Genomic DNA, 20937 nt, shown 5'->3' on the forward strand with positions numbered 1-20937 from the left:
CACCATGATCTACGCCCAACCCGGAACACCTGGCGCCGTCGTGACGTTCAAGCCACGCTACGGCAACTTCATCGGTGGCGAATTCGTCGCGCCGGTCAATGGCGAGTACTTCACCAACACCTCGCCAGTCAACGGCGAAGTGATCGCCGAATTCCCGCGCTCAAGCGCCGCCGACATCGACAAGGCCCTGGACGCCGCCCATGCCGCCGCCGATGCCTGGGGCAAGACCTCGGCCCAGGACCGCTCCCTGGTGCTGTTGAAAATCGCCGACCGCATCGAGCAGAACCTGGAAATCCTCGCCGTCACCGAAACCTGGGACAACGGCAAGGCCGTGCGCGAAACCCTCAACGCCGACGTGCCCCTGGCGGCCGACCATTTCCGTTACTTCGCCGGCTGCATCCGCGCCCAGGAAGGCGGCGCCGCCGAGATCAACGAACTGACCACCGCCTATCACTTCCACGAACCCCTGGGCGTGGTGGGGCAGATCATTCCGTGGAACTTCCCGCTGCTGATGGCTGCCTGGAAACTCGCGCCAGCATTGGCGGCAGGCAACTGCATCGTGCTCAAGCCCGCAGAACAAACGCCGCTGTCGATCATGGTCTTCGCCGAACTGATCGCCGACCTGCTGCCTGCCGGCGTGCTGAACATCGTCCAGGGTTTCGGTCGCGAAGCCGGGGAGGCCCTCGCCACCAGCAAGCGCATCGCCAAGATCGCCTTCACCGGCTCGACCCCTGTGGGCGCGCACATCATGCATTGCGCCGCCGAGAACATCATTCCGAGCACCGTTGAGCTGGGCGGCAAGTCGCCGAACATCTTCTTCGAAGACATCATGAACGCGGAACCTGCGTTCATCGAAAAAGCCGCCGAAGGCCTGGTGCTGGCGTTCTTCAACCAGGGCGAAGTGTGCACCTGTCCGTCCCGGGCCCTGGTGCAGGAGTCGATCTACGAACCCTTCATGGCCGAAGTCATGAAGAAGATCGTCAAGATCAAGCGCGGCAACCCGCTGGACACCGAGACCATGGTTGGCGCCCAGGCTTCCGAACAGCAATACGACAAGATCCTCTCGTACCTGGCCATCGCCCAGGAGGAGGGCGCCGAACTGCTCACCGGCGGCGCGGCCGAGCGTCTGGAGGGCGACCTGTCCAGCGGCTATTACATCCAGCCGACGCTGCTCAAGGGCCACAACAAGATGCGCGTGTTCCAGGAGGAAATCTTCGGGCCGGTGGTGGGCGTCACCACGTTCAAGGACGAAGCCGAGGCACTGGCCATCGCCAACGACAGCGAGTTCGGCCTCGGTGCCGGCCTGTGGACCCGCGACATCAACCGCGCCTACCGCATGGGCCGGGCGATCAAGGCCGGGCGCGTGTGGACCAATTGCTACCACCTGTACCCGGCGCATGCGGCGTTCGGCGGGTACAAGAAGTCCGGTGTCGGCCGGGAGAACCACAAGATGATGCTCGACCATTACCAGCAGACCAAGAACCTGCTGGTGAGCTACGACATCAATCCGTTGGGGTTCTTCTGATCCCTTGAATTCACCGCGAAACAAAATGTGGGAGCGGGCTTGCTCGCGAAAGCGGAGTGTCAGTCAACCATCTTGTTGAATGTGACGCCGCCTTCGCGAGCAAGCCCGCTCCCACATGGGTATGTGGGGTATTGGAAATTTGTGTCACCCCCCCCCTACCAAATCACCCCCAAATCTCCTTCGAAAGTAGCATTCGACCCCCCGGCCCACCGTGCATTAATGGCTCTACCGGAATCGCCCGGCACAAGAAGAGGAATGACCCATGTGGACTAAACCCGCGTTTACCGATCTGCGCATTGGCTTCGAAGTGACGATGTATTTCGCCAACCGTTGATTGATCACCCGGCCAGCCGTGGCGTTGGCCGGGCCTGCCTTCTGGAGCATTGCCCATGCACATCCGCGTTCTCGGTTCCGCCGCCGGCGGTGGTTTCCCGCAGTGGAACTGCAACTGCCGCCAGTGCGCCGGTGTGCGCAATGGCAGTGTGCGGGCCCAGCGTCGCACGCAGTCGTCGATCGCCCTGAGCGACAACGGTGTGGACTGGGTGCTGTGCAATGCTTCACCGGACATCCGCGCACAACTCGACAGTTTTGCGCCGCTGCAGCCGGCGCGACGTTTGCGCGACAGCGCCATCGCCGGCGTGGTGCTGCTGGACAGCCAGATCGATCACTGCACCGGGCTGCTGAGCCTGCGTGAAGGCTGCCCGCATGACGTGTGGTGCACCGAGCGGGTTCATCAGGACCTCAGCAGCGGCTTCCCGTTGTTCACCATGCTCGGTCACTGGAACGGCGGCTTGCAGTGGCAACCGGTCGGACTGGACCGCGAGCCCTTCCAGATCGCGGCCTGCGCGCAGTTGCAGTTTCGCGCGATTCCATTGGTCAGTAACGCGCCGCCGTATTCACCCAATCGCGGCAACCCGCAACCGGGCGACACCATCGGTTTGTTCATCGAAGACCCGCTTAGCGGCGCCTCGCTGTTCTACGCGCCGGGCCTTGGGCAGATCGACGATGAGGTGCTGGCCTGGATGCAGCGCGCCGATTGCCTGTTGCTCGACGGCACCCTGTGGCGCGACGACGAGATGCGTATTTGCGAAGTCGGGCAGAACCTGGGCCGCGAAATGGGCCACCTGGCGCAAAGTGGGCCCGGCGGCATGCTGGAAGTGCTGGAGGGTTTCCCCGGCCAGCGCAAGGTGCTGATCCACATCAACAACACCAATCCGATCCTCGATGAAGACTCGGCCGAGCGGGCCCTGCTGGAGCGGCGGGGGATTGAAGTGGCTTATGACGGCATGAGCATTGTGTTGTAGCTAATGGCCCCTTCGCGAGCAAGCCCGCTCCCACAATGAAACGCATTCCCCCTGTGGGAGCGGGCTTGCTCGCGAAGGCGTCAGTTCAGACACCGCCAAATCCGGAGACCGGCAATGACCGACACCCCCATGACCCCCAGCGAATTCGAGCAGGCCCTGCGCGCCAAGGGCGCCTGCTACCACATCCATCACCCCTTCCACCAAGCCATGTACGCCGGCCGCGCCAGCCGCGCACAGATCCAGGGCTGGGTCGCCAATCGCTTCTACTACCAGCTCAACATCCCGCTCAAGGACGCGGCGATCCTGGCCAACTGCCCGGACCGCGAAGTGCGCCGGGAATGGCTGCAACGGATCATCGATCATGACGGTACGCCTGGCAGCGAGGGCGGCATCGAAGCCTGGCTGCGCCTGGGCGAGGCGGTGGGGCTCGACCGCGAGCAGATCCTCTCCCAGGAACTGGTGCTCCCCGGCGTACGTTTTGCCGTGGATGCCTACGTCAATTTCGCCCGGCGTGCCTGCTGGCAGGAAGCGGCCAGCAGCTCGTTGACCGAGCTGTTCGCGCCGCAGATCCATCAGTCGCGACTCGATGCCTGGCCGACCCATTACCCATGGATCGACCCCGCCGGCTACGACTACTTCCGCACGCGCCTGAGCCAGGCCCGACGGGATGTCGAACACGGCTTGCGCATCACCCTGGCTCACTACGTCACCCTCGAGGCCCAGCAACGCATGCTACAGATCCTTCAATTCAAGCTCGACGTGCTGTGGAGCATGCTCGACGCCATGAGCATGGCCTATGAGCTGGAGCGCCCGCCGTATCACACGGTGACAACCGAGCGCGTCTGGCATCGGGGGATCGCGCTGTGAGCCTGGTCAAACGCGCGCATTCACCGACGCTGCGCCCGGGTTTTCGCTTGCAGTGGGAGCCGCGCCAGGACTGCCACGTGTTGCTCTACCCCGAAGGCATGATCAAGCTCAACGCCAGTGCAGGGCAGATTCTCGAGCTGCTGGACGGCCAGCGCAGCGTCGCGGCGATCATCGACCGGCTGACCGCGAGTTTTCCTGAGGTGCCGGGCATCGACGAGGACGTGCTGGCTTTCCTGGAGGTGGCCCATGCGCAATTCTGGATCGAGTGACGCGCTGCCGGGGCCGCCGTTGTGGCTGCTGGCGGAGCTGACCTATCGCTGTCCGTTGCAGTGTCCGTATTGCTCCAATCCCCTGGATTTCGCCCGCCACGGCGAGGAACTGGACACCGAGGAATGGATTCGCGTGTTCCGTGAGGCGCGCGAAATGGGCGCCGCGCAATTGGGCTTTTCCGGTGGCGAACCGTTGGTGCGGCCCGACCTGGCCGAGTTGATCAAGGCCGCGCGGGACATGGGTTACTACACCAACCTGATCACCTCGGGCATCGGCCTGACCGAACAGAAGGTGCGTGACTTCAAGGTCGCCGGGCTCGATCACATCCAGATCAGTTTCCAGGCCGCCGACGAAGCGGTGAACAACATGCTCGCCGGCTCGCGCAAGGCCTTTGCGCAGAAGCTGGCGATGGCCCGGGCGGTGAAAGCCCAGGGTTATCCGATGGTGCTGAACTTCGTCACCCATCGGCACAACATCGATGACATCGCCAGGATCATTGATCTGTGCCTGGAGCTGGAAGCGGATTTCGTCGAATTGGCCACCTGCCAGTTCTATGGCTGGGCCGAGCTCAACCGCGTCGGCCTGTTGCCGACCCGGGAGCAACTGCAACGGGCCGAGCGCATCACCAATGAATATCGCGAGCGTCTTGAGGCCCAGGGGCATCCCTGCAAGCTGATTTTCGTCACCCCCGATTACTACGAAGAACGTCCCAAGACTTGCATGAACGGCTGGGCCAACCTGTTTCTCGACATCACCCCGGACGGCACGGCGCTGCCTTGCCACAGCGCCCGGCAATTGCCGGTGCAGTTTCCCAACGTGCGCGAGCACAGCATCGAGCACATCTGGAACCAATCGTTGGGTTTCAACCGTTTTCGTGGCGATGACTGGATGAAGGAGCCGTGTCGTTCCTGCGATGAAAAACACAAGGACCTGGGGGGCTGCCGCTGCCAGGCGTTCATGCTCACCGGCGACGCGGCCAATGCCGACCCTGTGTGCAGCAAGTCGCCCCATCACGGGGTGATCCTCAAGGCCCGCGAAGAAGCAGAAGCGCCGGGGCAGGGCATGGAGCACCTGACGTTGCGCAATGCGAAGGCTTCGCAGCTGATCTACCGCGGATGACCCTGGCAACACCCCCCCTGTAGGAGCGAGCTTGCTCGCGAAGAACCCGAGAGCGCCGCTGAGTGTCAGGCTCCCAGCGTTATCGTTGACGACCATCGCGAGCAAGCTCGCTCCTACAGGGGACCTGCGGTGAACCCAGCCATTGGTCTGATTGCATTCGCAGCCGGATGCTTTAGTGTGGACCTTACCTTCCAAAACAATAAAAACAGGCTTTCCAATGAGCCAGAGTCTCAGTCAGCTGCGTAAATTCGTTTCGCCTGAAATCATCTTCGGTGCCGGTTGCCGGCACAACGTCGGCAACTACGCCAAGACCTTTGGCGCGCGCAAGGTGCTGGTGGTCAGCGACCCGGGGGTGATTGCCGCCGGATGGGTGGCGGATGTCGAAGCCAGCCTGCAAGCCCTGGGCATCGAATACTGCCTGTACAGCGGCGTTTCGCCCAACCCGCGAGTGGAAGAGGTGATGCTCGGTGCCGAGCTGTACCGGGAAAACCACTGCGATGTGATCGTTGCCGTCGGCGGTGGCAGCCCGATGGATTGCGGTAAAGGCATCGGCATTGTCGTCGCCCATGGCCGCAGCATCCTCGAGTTCGAAGGCGTGGACACCATCCGCGTGCCCAGCCCGCCGCTGATCCTGATTCCGACCACCGCCGGCACCTCGGCCGACGTCTCGCAGTTCGTGATCATTTCCAATCAGCAGGAACGCATGAAGTTCTCCATCGTCAGCAAGGCGGTGGTGCCGGACGTGTCGCTGATCGACCCGGAAACCACCCTGAGCATGGACCCGTTCCTGTCGGCCTGTACCGGCATCGACGCGCTGGTGCATGCCATCGAAGCCTTCGTGTCGACCGGGCACGGGCCGCTGACCGATCCCCATGCGCTGGAAGCCATGCGCCTGATCAACGGCAACCTGGTGCAGATGATCGCCAACCCGACGGACATCGCCCTGCGCGAGAAAATCATGCTCGGCAGCATGCAGGCCGGGCTGGCGTTCTCCAACGCGATCCTTGGCGCGGTGCATGCCATGTCCCACAGCCTCGGAGGCTTTCTCGACCTGCCCCATGGCCTGTGCAACGCGGTGCTGGTGGAGCACGTCGTGGCGTTCAACTACGACTCGGCGCCGGACCGCTTCAAGGTCATCGCCGAGACGTTCGGCATCGACTGCCGCGGCCTCAATCACCGGCAGATCTGCGGGCGCCTGGTCGAGCACCTGATCGCTCTCAAGCATGCCATCGGTTTCCACGAAACCCTCGGGCTGCATGGGGTCAGGACCTCGGACATTCCATTCCTGTCGCAACACGCCATGGATGACCCGTGCATCCTCACCAACCCGCGCGAATCCAGTCAGCGTGATGTCGAGGTCGTCTATGGCGAAGCCCTCTGACGAGCAACAACGGGCGCTGGCCGGATTACTCGGATTAGGCAGTCATTCGGCGCGCAAGAGCCATTACCCGGAACTGGCCGCGCGCCTCGACGAACTGGAAGCCGAGCGCAACCGCTACAAATGGTTGTTCGAAAACGCGGTCCACGGGATTTTCCAGGCCAGCCTGCACGACGGCATGCGCGCCGCCAACCCGGCCCTGGCGCGCATGCTTGGTTATCAGGACCCGCAGGAGGTGCTGTTCTCCCTGGCGGACCTGGCGAGCAACCTGTTTGTCGGCGGTGCCCAGGAGCTGGAAGACATCGGCGAAATCCTCACCCACCAGGGCAGCCTGCACGGCTATGAAACCCAGTTGCGGCGCAAGGACGGCAGCCATCTCGACGTGCTGATGAACCTGCTGCTCAAGCCCGACCAGGAAGGGCTGGTGGAAGGTTTCGTCGCCGACATCACCGAACGCAAGCTTGCCCAGGAACGCCTGCAGCAACTCAACGACCAACTGGAACAGCGCGTGACCGCGCGCACCGACGAACTGCTGGAAGCCAACCGCAACCTGCAACAACAGATCACCCAGCGTAAACAGATCGCCGAAGCCCTGCGCGATGCCCGGGACGCCGCGCAGGCCGCCAACCGCAGCAAGGACAAATACCTCGCTGCGGCGAGTCATGACCTGTTGCAACCGCTCAACGCCGCGCGGTTGCTGATCTCGACCTTGCGTGAGCGCAAGCTGCCCGAGGTCGAGCAGGTGCTGGTTGAACGTACCCATCAGGCGCTGGAAGGCGCCGAGGACCTGCTCACCGACTTGCTGGACATCTCCCGCCTCGATCAAGCGGCGGTCAAGCCGGATGTCGCGCTGTATCGCCTCGACGAATTGCTCGGGCCACTGGTCTCGGAGTTCCAGTCCGTGGCCCAGGCCGCCGGCTTGCGGTTGCGCGTGCACATGGGCGATTACGCCATTCGCACCGACTTGCGCCTGATGACCCGGATCCTGCGCAACTTCCTCAGTAACGCCTGTCGCTACACCGACGAAGGCAGCATCCTGCTGGGGGCCCGTTGCCGGGGCGACAAGCTGCGCCTGGAAGTGTGGGACACCGGACGCGGCATTCCCGCCGATCGCCTGGACTCCATCTTCCTCGAATTCAATCAGCTGGATGTGGGCCGCGCCGCCGACCGCAAGGGCGTGGGGCTGGGGCTGGCGATCGTCGAGCGCATCGCGAAAATCCTCGACTACCGCATCCAGGTGCACTCGCTTCCGGGCCGCGGATCGATGTTCAGCATCGAGGTACCGATATCCCGCGAGGTGCCTTTGCCCATCAGCCTCGCGGCACCGCAACCGGGCACGGGTAATCCGCTGCCGGGCCGGCGATTGCTGGTGCTGGACAATGAAGTGAGCATCCTCGAAAGCATGAGTGCGTTGCTCGGGCAGTGGGGCTGCGACGTGGTCACCGCCACCGATGAACACTCGGCGCTGGCGGCCCTGGCCGGTCAGGCGCCGGAACTGATCCTGGCCGATTATCACCTGGACCACGGCGTGGTGGGCTGTGATGTGGTCAGGCATTTGCGCGAGCATTACCGCCAGGCCATTCCTGCGGTGATCATCACAGCGGACCGTACGGACCAGTGCCTGCGCTCGTTGCAACGGCTCGAAGCGCCGCTGCTGAACAAACCGGTGAAACCCGGCAAGTTGCGCGCCGTGCTGAGCCAGTTGCTGGGAGCACCGGCTTGAGCGTCGCTGCACATTTCGATCATTAAGTTGTCAGTTTCGGTCATTGAGCCGCAGCTGCGCGGCTCTTAGTCTGTCGAACATGACTGACGGGGGCCGTAGAGCTTCCGCTTTTTCCGTGATCGCTCGCTGTGGAGTTACCGATGACCGCCGCCCATTACCCGCACCTGTTGGCCCCGCTGGACCTGGGATTCACCACGTTGCGCAACCGCACCCTGATGGGTTCGATGCACACCGGCCTTGAGGAAAAGCCCGGCGGTTTCGAGCGCATGGCGGCGTACTTCGCCGAGCGTGCCCGTGGCGGTGTCGGCCTGATGGTCACCGGCGGTATCGGCCCGAACGACGAGGGCGGCGTGTATTCCGGCGCGGCCAAGCTGACCACCGAAGAAGAAGCGCTCAAGCACCGCATCGTCACCCGCGCGGTGCACGAGGCGGGCGGCAAGATCTGCATGCAGATCCTCCACGCCGGTCGTTATGCCTACAGCCCGAAACAGGTTGCGCCGAGCGCGATCCAGGCGCCGATCAACCCGTTCAAGCCCAAGGAGCTGGACGAGGAAGGCATCGAGAAGCAGATCAGCGATTTCGTCACCTGCTCGACCCTGGCCCAGCAGGCCGAGTACGACGGCGTCGAGATCATGGGTTCCGAAGGTTATTTCATTAACCAGTTCCTCGCCGCCCACACCAACCACCGCACCGACCGCTGGGGCGGCAGCTACGAAAACCGCATGCGCCTGCCGGTGGAAATCGTGCGTCGCGTGCGTGAGGCGGTTGGCCCGAACTTCATCATCATTTTCCGTCTGTCGATGCTCGACCTGGTCGAGGGCGGCAGCACCTGGGACGAAATCGTGCTGTTGGCCAAGGCCATCGAGCAGGCTGGTGCGACGATCATCAACACCGGCATCGGCTGGCACGAAGCGCGAATCCCGACCATTGCCACCAAGGTGCCGCGCGCGGCCTTCAGCAAGGTCACGGCCAAGCTGCGCGGCTCGGTGAACATTCCGCTGATCACCACCAACCGCATCAACACCCCGGAAGTCGCCGAGCAGATCCTTGCCGAGGGCGATGCCGACATGGTCTCCATGGCGCGGCCGTTCCTCGCCGACCCGGACTTCGTCAACAAGGCCGCCGAAGGCCGCGCCGATGAAATCAATACCTGCATCGGCTGCAACCAGGCGTGCCTGGACCACACCTTCGGCGGCAAGCTGACCAGTTGCCTGGTCAACCCGCGCGCCTGCCACGAAACCGAACTCAACTATGTGCCGGTGCAGCAGATCAAGAAAATCGCCGTGGTCGGTGCCGGGCCTGCGGGGTTGTCCGTCGCCACCGTGGCGGCCGAGCGTGGCCATGCGGTGACGCTGTTCGATTCGGCCAGCGAAATCGGCGGTCAGTTCAACGTGGCCAAGCGGGTACCGGGCAAGGAAGAGTTCTTCGAGACCCTGCGTTACTTCGGTCGCAAGCTGCAGACCACTAACGTCGAGGTGTGCCTGAACACCCGCGTCGATGTGGCGAAACTGGTCGAGGGCGGCTACGACGAGATCATCCTGGCGACCGGTATTGCGCCGCGCTTGCCGGCGATTCCGGGGGTGGAAAATGCCAAGGTGCTGAGCTACCTGGACGTGCTGCTCGAGCGCAAACCGGTGGGCAAGCGAGTCGCGGTGATCGGCGCTGGCGGTATCGGCTTCGACGTCTCGGAATTCCTGGTTCACCAGGGCCAGGCCACCAGCCTGAACCGCGATGAATTCTGGAAGGAGTGGGGCATCGACACTCACCTGGAAGCCCGCGGCGGTGTCGCCGGCATCAAGGCGGCGCCCCATGCACCGGCCCGCGAAGTGTTCCTGCTGCAGCGCAAGAAATCCAAGGTCGGCGACGGCCTGGGCAAGACCACCGGCTGGATTCACCGCACCGGTCTGAAGAACAAGCAGGTGCAGATGCTCAACAGCGTCGAGTACCTGAAGATCGACGACGAAGGCCTGCACATCCGCATCGGCGAAACCGGTGAGTCGCAGGTGCTGCCGGTGGACAACATTGTGATCTGCGCCGGGCAGGACCCGCTGCGCGAGTTGCAGGAAGGCCTGGTGGCGGCGGGGCAGAACGTGCATCTGATCGGCGGCGCGGATGTCGCGGCGGAGCTGGATGCCAAGCGGGCGATCAACCAGGGTTCGCGACTGGCTGCTGAACTGTAGGAGCTGCCGAAGGCTGCGATCTTTTGATCTTGCTTGTAAAAATCAAAAGATCGCAGCCTCGTTTCACTCGACAGCTCCTACAGGGTTTTTTATCGGCTGGTAGAATGGGGTTTTTCAGGTCGCCCAGCGCTGATGATTGTTCCTTCCGACTGGCTACCCCAAGCCCCACTCGATCGCCTCCACCTTGATTGGCTCACCGCAGCCAACATCGAACTCGCCATCCTGCGCCTGGACCAGATCGACCCGCTGATCAGCGGCAACAAATGGTTCAAGCTCACCGAACACCTCAAAGCCGCTGACCAGGCAGGCGCCGAGGGCATCATCAGCCTCGGCGGCGCCCATTCCAATCACCTGCATGCCCTGGCCGCTGCCGGCAAACGCTTCGGTTTTACCACGGTCGGCCTGTTGCGCGGGCACCCTCAGCAAACACCGACGGTGAACGATTTGCAGGCGTTCGGCATGCACCTGCACTGGCTCGGTTTTGCCGGCTATCGGGCGCGGCATGAGGCGGGTTTCTGGGAGCCATGGCAGGCGCAGTATCCCGACTTGCTGGCGGTGCCTGAAGGCGGCGGCGGGTTGCCGGGTGCACAGGGCTGCCTGCCGCTCAAGGCCTTGGCCTGCCGGCAACTCAATGACCTGGGCTGGAACGACTACGACGGCTGGTGGCTGGCCTGCGGCACCGGCACGACCCTGGCCGGCCTGGTGATGGCCGAAGCGGGCGAGCACCCGGTCTACGGCGCGCTGGCGGTGCCCGACGATCATGGGGTGGCACAGCAGGTCGAGCGCATCCTGGCGCAGGCGGGGGTGAATCATCCGTGTTATGAACTGTTCGACGCCAGCCGCGGTGGTTTTGCCAAGGTCGATTCGCTATTGCTTGAATTCATCGAACAGACCGAACAAGCCAGCGGCATTCCACTGGAACCGCTGTACACCGGCAAGGCGTTGCTGGCGCTGAAACAGCAGGTAGAGGCAGGCAAGTTTGCCCCAGGCACGCGGCTGATCTTTATCCACACCGGTGGTTTGCAAGGCCGCCGGGGTTTCAGCTCCAAAACCTGAAAAGCACCGCAATCCATTGTGGGAGCGGGCTTGCTCGCGAAGGCGGTGCATCAGTCGCATCATTGATTGACTGACACACTGCCTTCGCGAGCAAGCCCGCTCCCACATTTGATTTGCGTCAGCTTCCGGTATTGCTGTTGACCCGCTTGGGCATCATTCGCAGCAGGGTGTTGTCGCCCACCACATAGTGGTGATACAGCCCGGCGACGGCGTGCAGGCCGATCAGCCAGTAACCGAGGGTGCCACCGAGTTCGTGCCAGCCCTGGATCTGCTTGGCCAGGTCCTTGTTTTGCGCGACCAGCAGGGGCAGGTCGAAGCCGTAGAACATCACCTGGTTACCTTTGGCGCTGGTGACCAGCCAGCCCAGGATCGGCATGGCGATCATGAAGAGGTACAGCGCCCAGTGCATCAACCTGGCCAGCAGCGTTTGCCACTTGGGTGACGCCGGAAAGATCTGCGGTGCCGGGCCAAGGTTGCGGGCGAACAGGCGTAGCCAGACCAGCACGAAGACGGTCAGGCCGAGCATGAAGTGCGATTCGACGATCAGTGTTCGACCACCGCTGCCCTTGGGAAACAGGCCGCGCAGTTCGATACAGGCGTAAACCAGCGCCAGCAGGACCAGCATCAACCAATGCAGTGCGATCGAGACGGTGCTGTAGCGCGAGTCGGAGTTTTTCCACGGCATACGGTGTTCCTCACAGGTCCGGTTTGCAGCCACCCGTTCTTGATCGACGGTGTGCTTTAACTGTAATCCTGTTTCACCGGGTTTGCTTGAAGGCTCTCTGACGCTGAATGCCCTGTAGGAGCTGCCGCAGGCTGCGATCTTTTGATCTTGAAAACAAGATCAAAAGATCGCAGCCTGCGGCAGCTCCTACAGGGGGCGATACGCGTTTGGTCAGTTGGTTTGCGGCATCTCGCCCTTGGCCAGGCGCTTGTTGATATCGGCAATCACTTCAGGCAAATCGCTGATGGTGTCGATCATGTAGTGCGGGCGCGAGCCTTCGAACAGGGCGTGGATGCGCTTGCGCTCGCTGGCCAGTTCATCGCTGCCCAGGGCACGGTAGCCTTCATAGTCCAGGCCCAGCGCGTTGCCCGAGCAGATCAGCGCGACGGTCCACATGCCGGCACGACGACCTTCGAGGATGCCCGGCACGGTGTCGTCGATCTTCACGCACGCGGCGACGTCGTCGATGCCCAGCGCGATCACGTTAGCCAATGCCTGGGCGGGCCATGGGCGGCCGTTCGGCACTTCGTCGGTGGCGACCACGTGGTCGGCCACGTAACCGTTGGTGGCGGCCAGTTCGACGACCTTGTCCATGACCTGTTTCGGATAACCGGAGCAGGAACCGATCTTGATCCCCTGTTCACGCAAGCCGGCAATGGTGTCCAGGGCGCCGGGAATCAGCGCCGAGTGTTCGGCGATTTTCTCGATCTGCAGGGGCATGAAACGCTGGTAGATGGCGGTGACGTCATCGTCGGTCGGCGTACGGCCGAACACATTGCGATAGCGCTCGGCGACTTGCGGCTGGTCGCACAGGGTGCGGATGTGGTCCCACTTGCCCATGCCCATCGGGCCACGGGCCTCTTCGATGGAGACCTGGACGTCGAACTCGGCGAAGGCCTCGACGAAAATCTGCGTCGGCGCGAACGAGCCGAAGTCGACCACGGTGCCGGCCCAGTCGAGGATGGCGGCTTGCAGCTTGGTTGGGTTGGTGTAGTTCATGGTGATCAGATCCTGTGGCAACTGGCTAATTGGGGCTGCTTTTACTGTGGGAGCCAGCCTGCTGGCGATGAGGCCCTGACATTCAGCACATGTGTTGGCTGACAGTCCGCTATCGCGAGCAGGCTCACTCCCACAGGGGAATGAGGTGCGGTTTAGATTTCGAGCACTTCCATCTCGCGAAGTACTTCGCCGATAGCAGCGACGGCTTCGCGCATTTCTGAAGGTTGCACATGACCAATGCAGCCCACACGGAACGTCTCGACCTGAGTCAGTTTGCCCGGGTAGAGGATGTAACCCTTGGCCTTGACTCGTTCGTAGAATTCCTTGAACTGATAACGCGGATCTTTCGGCGCATGGAAGGTGGCGATGATCGGCGCCTGGATGGCGGCCGGCAGGAAGCTGCGCAGGCCCAGCCCGGCCATCTCTTTCATCAGGGCCTGGCAGTTGGCGGCGTAGCGCTGGTGCCGGGCGGGCAGGCCGCCTTCTTCGTTGTATTGCAGCAGGGCTTCGTGCAGCGCGGCGACCACGTGGGTCGGCGGGGTGAAGCGCCATTGCCCGGTCTTGGCCATGTAGGTGTGCTGGTCGTGCAGGTCCATCGCCAGGGAGTGCGAGTTGCCGGCGGCGTTGGCCAGGGATTCTTTGCGAGCGAACACGAAACCCATGCCCGGCACGCCTTCCAGGCATTTGCCGGAAGCGGCGATCAGCGCATCGAACGGCACCTGTTGAGCGTCTACCGGCAGCGCGCCGAAGGAGCTCATGGCATCGATGATCAGGCGCTTGCCGTGCTGCTCGACCACCTGGGCGATTTCCGGCAACGGGTTGAGGATGCCGGTGCTGGTTTCGCAGTGAATCAGGGCAACGTGGGTGATGCCGGTATCGGCGCGCAGGAGGCGGTCGACGTCGGCGGCGGTGGTCGGTTCGTCTTCGGCGGTTTCGAAGGTGCTGAACGAGCGCCCGAGTACTTCGCAGATCTTCGCCAGGCGTTTGCCGTAGGCGCCATTGATCAGCACCAGGATCTTGCCGTCACGGGGCACCAGGGTGCCGATCGCCGCTTCGACGGCGAAGGTGCCGCTGCCTTGCAGTGGCACGCAGTGGTGGCTGGCGGCGCCGTTGATGATCACCAGCAGTTGTTCGCAGAGGCTGGCGGTCAGCTGGTTGAAGCGGTCATCCCATGAACCCCAGTCAACCATCATCGCCTGACGGGTGCGGGGCGACGTGGTCAACGGGCCGGGGGTGAGCAGGATGGGTGCGGCAGTACTCATTCTCGTGTCCTCGCAATCGATGGGATGAAGCTACGGGGCTTAAATTGCAATTTGCCGAGTTATCAATCAAATTGTTTGTTGTTATGCCAGCCATCAGTGAGAGTTATTCATGAACCTGTTTCAGCTCCGCGCGTTCGATGCCGTGGCCCGGGAGGGCAGCTTCACCCGCGCCGCCGCGCGGTTGTTCATCAGCCAGCCGGCGGTCACCGGGCACATCAAGTCGCTGGAAGAGCACTACCAGATCACCCTGCTGCGCCGCACCGCACGACGGGTGGAGTTGACGGAGGAGGGCACCAAGCTGGCGGCGATCACCCGGGCGATGTTCGGCCTGGCCGAGGAGGCGCAAGCGATGCTGGAGGCCAACCGGCAGTTGCTCACCGGGCGCCTGGAAGTGGCGGCGGACGGCCCGCACATGGTCATGCCGATGCTCGCGAGCCTGCGCGCGCGTTATCCGGGGATCACCGTCAACCTGCGCCTGGGCAATGCCCAGGAAACCCTGGCGGCGCTGTTGTCCGAGCATGCCGACGTGGCGGTATTGACCGAAGTCGAGCCGCGCAAGGGCCTGCATTTGCAAGCCCTGAGCGAATCGCGGATCTGCGCCCTGGTGCCCGAAGGTCATCCCTGGGCGCGGCGCACTCAAGGCGTGCCGCTCAAGGAACTGGACCAGGTGATCATGGTGCTGCGTGAGCCGAGTTCGATCACCCGACGCACCTTCGATGAAGCCTGCCTCCAGGCACAGGTCAATCCGCGGGTGTTGCTGGAGCTGGACAGCCGGGAAGCGGTGACCGAGGCGGTCGCTGCCGAGTTGGGGGTGGGGGTGGTGTCGTCGGTGGAGGTCAGCCATGACCCGCGGGTGGCGGCGGTGCCGATCATTGGTGACGGGTTGGTCAATCGGCACATGATGGGGTGCATGGAGCGGCGGCGGGATTTGCGCCTGATTCAGGCGTTTTTCGGCTTGGCGCCTGCCAGTTAGACCGCGTTGCCTGCATCGCCAGCAGGCTGGCTCCCACAGAGTATTGCGTCGTACACAAGATGGGTGAATAGCATAAATCCCTGTGGGAGCCAGCCTGCTGGCGATAGGGCCAGACCTGCCTACACAAGACTCTCGCGAACCATCTGCAAAAACGTCGCCACCACCCGCCGCGAACTCTGCTCGCGCAAGCACACCAGCGTCTCGGTCAATCGCCGCTTGCAATCGACAATCGGCAACGCGCACACCCGCGAATCCGCACCGAACTCCGCCGCCGACACCACGCCCACACCAATCCCCACCACCACCGCCTCCCGCGCAGCTTCCCGACCTTCGACCTGAATCGCAGGGCGAATGCGAAACCCCGCGCCGGCCATTTCTTCTTCCAGGGTCTGGCGGGTCACCGAACCGATTTCCCGCAGCACCAGCGGCGTATCGTCGAGGTCGGCGAGGGTGATGGACTCGCGATCCGCCCACGGATGATTGCGCGACACGAACGCCACCATCGGGTCATTGCGCAGCGGCAGCGAGATCAATCGCTCGTCACTCACCTCGCGGCCGAGCAATGCCAGGTCGGCCTGATAGTTGAACAGGCGGAACAGCGACTCATCGGTGTTGCCGGTTTCGATCTTCACGCTGATACCGGGGTAGCGCTCGCAGAACCGGGCGATCTGTGGCAGCACATGCACCGGCGCATCCACCGCCAGGATCAGGCTGCCGGTCTGCAACGCCTGGGAATCCTGCAACAGCTCCTGGGCCTCGGCTTCGATCACGAACAGTTTCTGAGTGACGCTCAACAAACGCTCGCCCAGGTCGGTGAGGCGTACCGAGCGTTTGTTGCGGTGGAACAGCAACACGCCGTAGCGTTCTTCGAGTTTGCGCACTTGGTCGGAAATCGCCGGCTGGGTGAGAAACAAACGCTCGGCGGCTTTAGTGAAGCTTCCATGCACGGCCACGGCATGGAAGGCTTTGAGCTGGGCGTGGGAAACCGACATGGGAATCTCCAGTAACAAGCTGAGCTTATTTTGGAAATACGATAAATCGATTTCACTTATTAATCAGTAATTGTTTTGATCGACCTCAGCCCCGGTGACTGCTCAGTCGAACAGCGCGGGTGCCATGAGCCTGTGCGTGCAACAACAGGACTCATCTGACCGGAATCGCCCACAGGGACAAGGTGATTTCGCAGTGCTCAACAATAAAAACACAGGCGTTTTCTTCCAATTCTGCCGGCACACTCACACCCTGAGGTCAGAACCACAATGAACAAGCACATCGGCACCATCAAGCGTTGGCGCGTGCAGATCTTCGCGATCACCTGGCTCGCCTACGCCGCTTTCTACTTCACCCGCAAAGCGTTTTCCGTTGCCAAGCTCGGCATCGGCGAAGACCCGACGTTCATGCTCGACAAGATGGCCATGGCCAACCTCGACGCGATTTACCTGACCGCCTACGCCATCGGCCAATTCACCTGGGGCATCCTGGCCGACCGTTTCGGGCCGCGGGTGGTGGTCCTTGGCGGCTTGCTGATATCGGCAGCGGCAGCGCTGGTGATGGGCAGTTTCGCCACCTTGCCGATCTTCGCCACCTGCATGCTGATTCAAGGCCTGGCGCAGTCCACCGGTTGGTCGGGGCTGTGCAAGAACCTCGGCAGTTTCTTTCCGTCCGAGCAACGCGGGCGGGTGCTGGGTCTATGGAGTTCCTGCTACGCCTTTGGCGGACTGGTGGCATCGCCATTCGCCGGATGGTGGGCCTACACGCTGATCGGCTCCTGGCACGCAGCGTTCATTTCCAGTGCGGCGGTGGTTGGGCTGGTCGCCGTGCTGTTTTTTATTTTCCAACGCAACAAACCTGAAGATGTGGGCTTGCCGGCCGTGGAGCCGGAGCCCGAACTGAGCGCTGAAGAGGCTTATGCCCAAAGCAAGATCAGCGTGCTGGAGCCGCTGAAGGAAATCCTGCGCAACCGCACCGTGCTGATCCTTGGCCTGGCGTACTTCATGTTGAAACCGGCGCGCTATGCGATCCTGCTCTGGGGCCCGGTGATCGTGTTCGAACAGATGCCCTCGGTGGGCAAGGTCGGCGCGGCGATCATTCCGACGGCGTTCGAACTGGCCGGGTTGCTCGGGCCGATCATGATCGGCCTGGCCTCGGACAAGCTGTTCGGCGCCCGGCGCATGCCGGCCTGTGTCATCAGCCTGTTGGCGCTGACCGTCTCGCTCGCCTTCTTCATGGGCGCCCTGCAAACCGGCAGCGTGATGCTGGTGGTGGCGCTGTTGTTCGTCATGGGCCTGACGCTCTACGGACCTGACTCGATGATCAGCGGCGCGGCCGCCATCGATTTCGGCACCGCCAAGGCTGGCGCCACGGCGGCCGGGTTCGTCAATGGATGCGGTTCGGTGGGGGCGATTCTCGGCGGATTGCTGCCAGGCTACTTCGATACCGTCACCGTGTTCATTGTCTTCGCTGGCTGCGCGCTGTTCTCGGCGCTGGTGCTGGTCCCCCACTGGAACAGCCGCCCCGGGGGCCTGGGTACTCACTTTGCCTACGTCCCCAACCGGGCGATGACCATCAAACCCCTGCGTACCTGAATCCTCTCCCGCGTCGCCTGCTGCGCTTGCGGCAGGCTGGCGTGTGGACAATTGACTGGAGATTGACCCATGAGACCCTTTTGGCTGGACCAGGCCTTGAAGGCGGATGCATCGGAAACCTGTCCGCCACTGCAAGGCGACAACCGCGCGGACGTGTGCATCGTCGGCGGCGGTTATACCGGCTTGTGGACCGCGATCATGCTCAAGGAACAGGACCCGGAACTGGACATCGTGCTGATCGAAGCGGACATCTGCGGCGCCGGCGCCAGTGGGCGCAACGGTGGATGTGCGCTGTCGTGGTCGGCAAAGTACTTCACCCTCGAGCGACTGTTCGGCGTTGACGAGGCGGTGCGGCTGGTCAAGGAGTCCGAACGCAGCATCCATGCCATCGGCGCCTTCTGCGAGCAGTATGGAGTGGATGCCGATTATCGTCTTGACGGCACCCTCTATACCGCCACCAATCGCGCGCAATGCGGCTCGACCGACGCGGTGATTGCGGCGCTGGAACGCCACGGCATCAACTCGTTCACCCAGCGCCCCGCGGCCGATGTGCAGCGCATGGCCGGTTCGGTCAAGCACCTGGAAGGCTGGTTTTCCCCGGCGGCCGCCAGTGTGCAGCCGGGCAAGCTGGTGCGTGGCTTGCGCCGGGTCGCCTTGCAACTGGGCGTGAGGATTCACGAAAACACCGCCATGACCGGGTTGGAGGAGGGCAAGCCGGCAGGGATCCAGACCCCGCACGGGACCATTCGCGCCGATCGGGTGGTGCTGGCGATGAACGCCTGGATGGCCCGGGCCTTCCCGCAGTTCGAACGCAGCGTGGCGATCGTTTCCAGTGACATGCTGATCACCGAGCCGCGGCCCGACCTGCTCAGCGAAATCGGTTTGACCAGCGGCGTCACGGTGCTCGATTCGCGGATTTTCGTGCACTACTACCACAACACCCCGGACGGCCGGATCATGCTCGGCAAGGGCGGTAACACCTTCGCCTATGGTGGGCGCATGCTGCCGGTGTTCGATCAACCGTCGCCCTATGCCGGCCTGTTGCGGCACAGCCTGGCGGATTTTTTCCCGGCCTTTGCCGAGGTCAAGGTCGAAGCGACCTGGAACGGTCCTTCGGACCGCTCGGTGACCGGGCTGCCGTTCTTCGGGCAGATGAGCGCCAGTGGCAACGTGTTCTACGGCTTTGGTTATTCGGGCAGCGGGGTGGGGCCTTGCCACATGGGCGGGCAGATCCTCGCTTCGATGGTCCAGGGCCTGGACAACCCCTGGACCCGCTCGCCGCTGGTAAGCGGACCGCTGGGCTTTTTCCCGCCGGAACCGATTCGTTATCTCGGCTCGTTGATGGTGCGCAACGCCATCCGCCGCAAGGAGCGCGCCGAGGACCACGGGCGTCGGCCACGGCACCTGGACGTGCGCCTGGCGAAATTCGCCGCCGCGGCCGGCAAGGCGGACAAGGGCTGAGGCTCAGTCGTCCGGGCGATTGATCAGCCAGTCGAGCAGCAGGCGGGTGTCACTGTGGCGGGTGTCGGCGCGCACCGCTGGCGGGCTGCGGCGCTGTCCGGTGCTGGCGCAGAACACCGGACGGTCGGGGTCGCTGTCGAGGAAACTGACCCAGCCATCGCTGCCGGCCATGGGCAGCTGGATCGGTTCCGTTGGGGCTTGGGACACTGTCAGTGCGACAGGTAGCCAGAGGCCCTCTGCGGGATCGACATCCGTGTCGGGCCACAAACTTACCTGCAAACGACCTTGATCATCCTGTGCCGCGTGCTGTCCGGCCGGACCACAGACCCGTGCAGGCTGAAAGCCGGGGATGCGCGGCCTGGCCTGGTCCAGAGGGGGACGAAATACCGTCGACCAGGGGATGGCCGTGAACTGATTGTGATAGCGCCGGGGCCTGCTGTTCTCAGCCAGGATCGAACCCTGCTGTCCCTGGTGTCGCGCCTCGCAGACCAGCCATTGATCGTTGAACCCCGGCACGGGGTGATCTGCCACTTGCACGATGCAGGCGCTGCGTAACAGGGGCTGATTGCTTTGGCCGTGAAGCTGCAACTGCTGGCAACGCATGCGCTGCAGATCGCGGCGGTCGAGTTGATCGTGATGACGTTGCTCCTGAGTGGAGCGGGGCGCGCTCGTGTGGGTGAAAGCGTGATTGGCTGCGCCTTCACCGACCTGCGAAGCACCGCGATTTTTCGCATTCGTTCGTGGGAAAACGGCTTGTGCATCGTGGCGCTGATACAGCTCGCTGATCGCCGGTTGAGCACTGTCATCACCCTGGAACGGCATCAGCAGCGGCTCCTGGGGAAAGCTCATGTTGTCGTCGGCCAACACCAGCACATGGCTCTGAGCGGAATGTTCGAAGTGGTAGTGAATGCCTTCTTCCTCGCACAGGCGCTGCAGCAAGGCCAGGTCGGTTTCCTCGTACTGAATGCAAAACGGCCGCAGGGGATAGTGCCCGTCTGCCAGGTCCAGGCGATAGCTGTCTGCGCACAAGCCATGCTCCTCCAGCAGCTGGCCCAGGATCATGGGCACGCTGAGACGCTGGAAGACCCGCCGCGATCGGATTCGGTCCAGCGCTTGAAGGGTCGGCACCAGCACCAGTTTATAGCCTATCCGGCCACGTCCTCGATGTTCGCAGCTGGCGCTATGCAGCACGCCATGAATGCCCTGGCCTTGCCCAAGGTCGAGCAGCGCCGCTTGTTGCAGCAGCCGTTCAAGGTTGAGGGTCGGTGCCAGGCCGATCACTTCGATATCGAATCGATAGGGTTGGTTGAGGGCCTCGCGACCGCTGAACTGCACCACTTGCAAACTGAGGTGGTCGTCGAGGAGTGTCAGGGTGAAGGGACTTTCCTTGTCGTTGTGCATCGATCGCGCTTCTACCATGGAGTAGGGACTGCGAGGGTACGAAACCTGCAGGCCTTGTGGACATGGCTAAGCGAAATTTCAGAATCGCCCTACAACCATCGGTAAAAATG

Annotated in this window: 18 protein-coding genes; 13 read left to right on the top strand and 5 right to left on the bottom strand. The window is 62.9% G+C overall.

Features of this window, described 5'->3' with window-relative positions:
- The first annotated feature begins 4 nt into the window (after nucleotides 1–4).
- From ACM6I6_RS01575 to ACM6I6_RS01620, 10 genes are all read left to right on the top strand, one after another.
- On the top strand, nucleotides 5–1525 hold the full coding sequence (locus ACM6I6_RS01575) for an aldehyde dehydrogenase family protein (RefSeq protein ID WP_274074723.1): 1521 nt from the start codon (nucleotides 5–7) through the stop codon (nucleotides 1523–1525).
- Between the two features lie 262 nt (nucleotides 1526–1787).
- Nucleotides 1788–1859 (top strand): pyrroloquinoline quinone precursor peptide PqqA, encoded by a 72-nt coding sequence (gene pqqA / locus ACM6I6_RS01580; RefSeq protein ID WP_003253598.1) that lies wholly within the window; start codon nucleotides 1788–1790, stop codon nucleotides 1857–1859.
- Between the two features lie 55 nt (nucleotides 1860–1914).
- Nucleotides 1915–2829, top strand: a complete 915-nt coding sequence (gene pqqB, locus ACM6I6_RS01585; protein ID WP_406592648.1) for a pyrroloquinoline quinone biosynthesis protein PqqB — start codon at nucleotides 1915–1917, stop codon at nucleotides 2827–2829.
- A 114-nt stretch (nucleotides 2830–2943) separates the two neighbouring features.
- Nucleotides 2944–3696, top strand: coding sequence for a pyrroloquinoline-quinone synthase PqqC (pqqC, locus tag ACM6I6_RS01590; RefSeq protein WP_406592647.1), 753 nt, complete (start codon nucleotides 2944–2946; stop codon nucleotides 3694–3696).
- On the top strand, nucleotides 3693–3965 hold the full coding sequence (gene pqqD / locus ACM6I6_RS01595) for a pyrroloquinoline quinone biosynthesis peptide chaperone PqqD (protein WP_274074726.1): 273 nt from the start codon (nucleotides 3693–3695) through the stop codon (nucleotides 3963–3965). The genes pqqC and pqqD overlap by 4 nt, the downstream gene beginning before the upstream one ends.
- On the top strand, nucleotides 3943–5085 hold the full coding sequence (pqqE, locus tag ACM6I6_RS01600; protein WP_274074727.1) for a pyrroloquinoline quinone biosynthesis protein PqqE: 1143 nt from the start codon (nucleotides 3943–3945) through the stop codon (nucleotides 5083–5085). The genes pqqD and pqqE overlap by 23 nt, the downstream gene beginning before the upstream one ends.
- Nucleotides 5086–5302: 217 nt before the next feature.
- On the top strand, nucleotides 5303–6466 hold the full coding sequence (ercA, locus tag ACM6I6_RS01605) for an alcohol dehydrogenase-like regulatory protein ErcA (RefSeq protein ID WP_274074728.1): 1164 nt from the start codon (nucleotides 5303–5305) through the stop codon (nucleotides 6464–6466).
- Nucleotides 6450–8186 carry a NahK/ErcS family hybrid sensor histidine kinase/response regulator gene (locus ACM6I6_RS01610; RefSeq protein WP_414919270.1) on the top strand — a complete coding sequence of 579 codons (1737 nt, stop codon included), beginning with the start codon at nucleotides 6450–6452 and terminating at the stop codon, nucleotides 8184–8186. The genes ercA and ACM6I6_RS01610 overlap by 17 nt, the downstream gene beginning before the upstream one ends.
- Nucleotides 8187–8326: 140 nt before the next feature.
- On the top strand, nucleotides 8327–10366 hold the full coding sequence (locus ACM6I6_RS01615) for an NADPH-dependent 2,4-dienoyl-CoA reductase (RefSeq protein WP_274074730.1): 2040 nt from the start codon (nucleotides 8327–8329) through the stop codon (nucleotides 10364–10366).
- A gap of 132 nt (nucleotides 10367–10498) precedes the next feature.
- Nucleotides 10499–11422, top strand: a complete 924-nt coding sequence (locus ACM6I6_RS01620; RefSeq protein WP_414919271.1) for a 1-aminocyclopropane-1-carboxylate deaminase/D-cysteine desulfhydrase — start codon at nucleotides 10499–10501, stop codon at nucleotides 11420–11422.
- A 118-nt stretch (nucleotides 11423–11540) separates the two neighbouring features.
- On the opposite strand, the gene ACM6I6_RS01625 is transcribed toward ACM6I6_RS01620, so the two are convergent.
- From ACM6I6_RS01625 to ACM6I6_RS01635, 3 genes are all read right to left on the bottom strand, one after another.
- Nucleotides 11541–12107 carry a cytochrome b gene (locus ACM6I6_RS01625; protein WP_414919272.1) on the bottom strand — a complete coding sequence of 189 codons (567 nt, stop codon included), beginning with the start codon at nucleotides 12105–12107 and terminating at the stop codon, nucleotides 11541–11543.
- A 210-nt stretch (nucleotides 12108–12317) separates the two neighbouring features.
- A complete protein-coding gene (gene phnX / locus ACM6I6_RS01630) occupies nucleotides 12318–13145 on the bottom strand; it encodes a phosphonoacetaldehyde hydrolase (protein WP_274074732.1) in 828 nt (275 codons plus the stop codon).
- Nucleotides 13146–13297: 152 nt separating this feature from the next.
- Nucleotides 13298–14407 (bottom strand): 2-aminoethylphosphonate--pyruvate transaminase, encoded by a 1110-nt coding sequence (locus ACM6I6_RS01635; RefSeq protein WP_414919273.1) that lies wholly within the window; start codon nucleotides 14405–14407, stop codon nucleotides 13298–13300.
- Nucleotides 14408–14516: 109 nt separating this feature from the next.
- Between ACM6I6_RS01635 and ACM6I6_RS01640 the strand changes: the two genes are divergently transcribed.
- Nucleotides 14517–15380 (top strand): LysR substrate-binding domain-containing protein, encoded by an 864-nt coding sequence (locus ACM6I6_RS01640; RefSeq protein ID WP_406592928.1) that lies wholly within the window; start codon nucleotides 14517–14519, stop codon nucleotides 15378–15380.
- 119 nt (nucleotides 15381–15499) lie between these two features.
- Here the strand turns inward: ACM6I6_RS01640 and ACM6I6_RS01645 are convergent, their stop codons facing one another.
- The gene (locus tag ACM6I6_RS01645) at nucleotides 15500–16372 is read right to left on the bottom strand and encodes a LysR family transcriptional regulator (protein WP_323628686.1); all 873 of its coding nucleotides are present in this window, start codon (nucleotides 16370–16372) and stop codon (nucleotides 15500–15502) included.
- Nucleotides 16373–16639: 267 nt separating this feature from the next.
- Here ACM6I6_RS01645 and ACM6I6_RS01650 point away from each other — a divergent pair, with 267 nt between their 5' ends.
- Both ACM6I6_RS01650 and ACM6I6_RS01655 read left to right on the top strand, forming a co-directional pair.
- A complete protein-coding gene (locus tag ACM6I6_RS01650) occupies nucleotides 16640–17965 on the top strand; it encodes an MFS transporter (RefSeq protein ID WP_323608860.1) in 1326 nt (441 codons plus the stop codon).
- A 69-nt stretch (nucleotides 17966–18034) separates the two neighbouring features.
- Nucleotides 18035–19426 (top strand): FAD-dependent oxidoreductase, encoded by a 1392-nt coding sequence (locus tag ACM6I6_RS01655; RefSeq protein ID WP_414919274.1) that lies wholly within the window; start codon nucleotides 18035–18037, stop codon nucleotides 19424–19426.
- Nucleotides 19427–19429: 3 nt separating this feature from the next.
- On the opposite strand, the gene ACM6I6_RS01660 is transcribed toward ACM6I6_RS01655, so the two are convergent.
- The gene (locus tag ACM6I6_RS01660; RefSeq protein ID WP_414919275.1) at nucleotides 19430–20827 is read right to left on the bottom strand and encodes a type VI secretion system Vgr family protein; all 1398 of its coding nucleotides are present in this window, start codon (nucleotides 20825–20827) and stop codon (nucleotides 19430–19432) included.
- Between the last annotated feature and the right edge of the window lie 110 nt (nucleotides 20828–20937).

This window comes from Pseudomonas sp. IT-P218 (assembly GCF_949767605.1).
In the GTDB taxonomy this organism is placed as follows: domain Bacteria; phylum Pseudomonadota; class Gammaproteobacteria; order Pseudomonadales; family Pseudomonadaceae; genus Aquipseudomonas; species Aquipseudomonas putida_AE.